The 3,016-nt window shown below is 29.6% G+C and carries 3 protein-coding genes and 1 pseudogene; all 4 read right to left on the bottom strand.

Going from position 1 to position 3,016, the window contains the following annotated elements; all coding sequences use genetic code 11:
• Window positions 1-793, bottom strand: a 793-nt coding sequence (locus SOR77_RS02785; RefSeq protein WP_320635672.1) for a metallophosphoesterase family protein, incomplete at its 3' end; no start/stop codon positions are given.
• Window positions 794-879: 86 nt separating this feature from the next.
• Window positions 880-1,431, bottom strand: a complete 552-nt coding sequence (locus SOR77_RS02780; RefSeq protein ID WP_320635671.1) for a hydrolase — start codon at window positions 1,429-1,431, stop codon at window positions 880-882.
• Window positions 1,428-2,351 (bottom strand): PfkB family carbohydrate kinase, encoded by a 924-nt coding sequence (locus SOR77_RS02775; protein ID WP_320635670.1) that lies wholly within the window; start codon window positions 2,349-2,351, stop codon window positions 1,428-1,430. Before SOR77_RS02775 ends, SOR77_RS02780 begins: the two co-directional genes overlap by 4 nt.
• A gap of 11 nt (window positions 2,352-2,362) precedes the next feature.
• A pseudogene (locus SOR77_RS02770) lies at window positions 2,363-3,016 on the bottom strand (phospho-sugar mutase); the annotation flags it as partial.

Here is a 3,016-nt window from a genome sequence, read left to right as displayed (position 1 = left end):
CTAAAATTAATTTATTAAAATCAGCTCTATATCCTTTTAAAATTTCTAATACTTCATTTTTTATTTTATCTACATTTTTATCCGTTACATCAATCTTAAAAGTGTTGTACTCTCTTTTGGCAAACTTCACAAATTCTTGATTTTCATTTTCTAAATCATATACATAAAATCCATGCTCTCCTTCGTCCTTAAATCGTGACGGTTCGAGTGCACCCGAATAATATGCTCTGTTCGCCACTTTTTTATGCCCATGGAAATGTCCGAGTGCAATATAATCGAATTTTTGTCCATTCAACAACTCTTCGCTAATAGGAAAATGACTTTCAAAACCAACTGAACAATGTAACATTAAAATATTTTTAAACCTATTATTCAATTCAAAGTTTAATTCTCTTTTAAAGTTAAATTGTCTATCCCAAGTCATCCCATAAATTCTCAAATTTTTATATTCAAAATATTCCTCTACTGTAAATAAATGAACATTACTTGGCATATCAACTTTTAAAAACATACTGTTTTCATCTATGTGGTCATGATTTCCACCTATTATATATATCTCCGAATTTGAAGTGGAAAATAAATCACTTAATCTTTTAAAATCATTTAATGTGAAATATTCTCTCTCATACAAATCTCCACTTATTAAAATTATTTCTATATTATTTGAATTAGCATAACTTATTAAATCTGAAAAACTTTGCCAAATTTCTTCTCTTCTCTGTTTAGAGTATAAAAAATTTTCTCCTTTATAAGATTTCCCAAGATGCAAGTCTGCTGTATGTAATATTTTCATTCTATCACCTATCAAAATTATATAATAATAAACAAAAAATATATAGGACAAGCCTATATATTTTAGTTTTAAATTACAAAGTAATCTTACATTATTAATTTTTGAATTGCTTTAAACTCATCAGTACCGGCAACAGAATTTAAATCAAACATAATTGTTTCTGTATTTGTTATTACACATCCCATTTCACTTAACATTTGAAGTGCATTCTTATAGTTAAAGTCACTTCTTGAACCAACCGCATCACTTGCTATAAACACTTCATATCCATTTGCTATAAGGTCTCTTGCAGTTAAAAGAACGCATATATGAGATTCTACTCCACTAACAACAATTTGTTTTTTATCTTTAGACTTAAATTCTTCTACAAATTCATCATTTAACATACAGCTAAAAGATTTTTTACCAATTTCTTTTGCCTCAGGTAAAAATGATTTTAATTCTTCGTTACTATATCCCAATCCCTTTGGATATTGTGCTGTAAAAATACTTTCTAAATTCATTATTTTTGCCATTTGAGCAAGAATCTTTGCATTTTTTAATACATCTTCTTTATTACTCATTACATTTAACAACTTATCTTGAACATCAATACATAAAAACAATGTTTTATCTCTATCTAAACTAAAATTCTTCACATTTCCCCCCTTATTATATGCACATGTATGTCATTCATCAAAGCTTTCAAATCTGCCATTTCAGCTTCACGATTTTTTACTGCGGATTCAATTATAGCACAAGCTATCCCCAGTTTTAAAGTCATCTCAAAGTCATATCCTCTTTCAATTCCAAGAGCTATTCCGGCATTTAACTTGTTCTTGTCAAACTTGCTAACAGAGTATTTTAAATCATTAAAATCTACTCTATAACTTGCCCCTTTAGTATTGACCATGACACCTGTCTGTGAATTTACCACCAACACTCCAACACCTTTTTCAAAGATTATATTAGATGCTTTAACCACTTGACTTTGTGTCTTTATTATAAAGTTTGTATAATTTTCTAAATCTTCTTTATCAACTACCATTAGATATGGCTTTACATCTATTACATCTTCAATCTCATTTGGAGCTGTCAAAACTCTAACTCCATTTTTATAACAGAGATTAAAAAAGTTTTTATAAAGTGTAGAATCTATATTTGGATTTCCTTTAGCTGCTATCAATACGATATTTGCATTTTGTAGCAATTCGTTAAACTTACTAAATAAAGTTTCTTCTTCATCATTTGTGAGTACCGGATACTCTCCTCGTATTGTGGTCTTAAGACTTCTGCTCCTAATTAGTATTTCTTCCATACTCTCATCTTTGGAATGGACTATAACCGGTGTAATCCCCCTTTTATTTAGTTCATTTTTAAAAAGTTCTCCTGTTTTCCCTCCAAGATAAGTTAAAAGAGTTGAATTAGCTGAAAGCTTATCCACTAGTAGCATAGAGTCCAAAATTTCGCCAGTTGGATATTCAAAATTTTCAGAAAAAGTATTAACTTTATTTTTTTCAAAATCCACTACTCTGTATTCTTTCCTAAGAGTTGGATTAAATTCACAAAACAATATCATGTCAGCCTCCACTATTCAACTGAATTAAGCTTTGATAATACATCCTCTTTTATGTCTTCTACCTTTTTCTTTGCTGCTTCTCCGTCTTTATCAACTACATAGATATATAATTTTATCTTTGGCTCAGTTCCAGATGGTCTAACTGCAAACCAAGAACCGTCTGTTAGATAGTAAATTAAAACATTGCTCTTTCCAATATCTTTATATCCGTCTTTGTAGTCAATTCTCTCTTTTAAATTTATTCCTGCAAATTCTTTGAAATCAGTCTTTCTAAAGAATTCCATCATTCTCTTAATTCTGTCAGCGCCTTCTAAACCTTCAAGTACAACGCTCATAAGGTGTTCTGCGTGATAACCATATTCTTTAAAAATTTCATTTAATAAATCAACAAGAGTCATTCCCTTAGCTTTATAATAAGCTGCCATCTCTACAATTAGCATAGAAGAAATTACTCCGTCTTTATCTCTAACATGGTCTCCGTAAACATATCCTATACTTTCTTCAAAACCATATACAAATTGAGATTCTTTAGTTTCATCCCACTTGTTTGGAAGTGCACAGATATTTTTAAAGCCTGTCAATGTATTATAAGATTTAATGCCAAAACTTTCTGCAATTCTTCTTGGTAAATCTCCAGTTACTATTGATTTTACAATAGCTCCATT

The sequence above is a fragment of the Peptoniphilus sp. genome (assembly GCF_034090345.1).
Lineage (GTDB): Bacteria > Bacillota > Clostridia > Tissierellales > Peptoniphilaceae > Peptoniphilus.
This window is presented reverse-complemented; position numbering and strand designations above follow the sequence as displayed.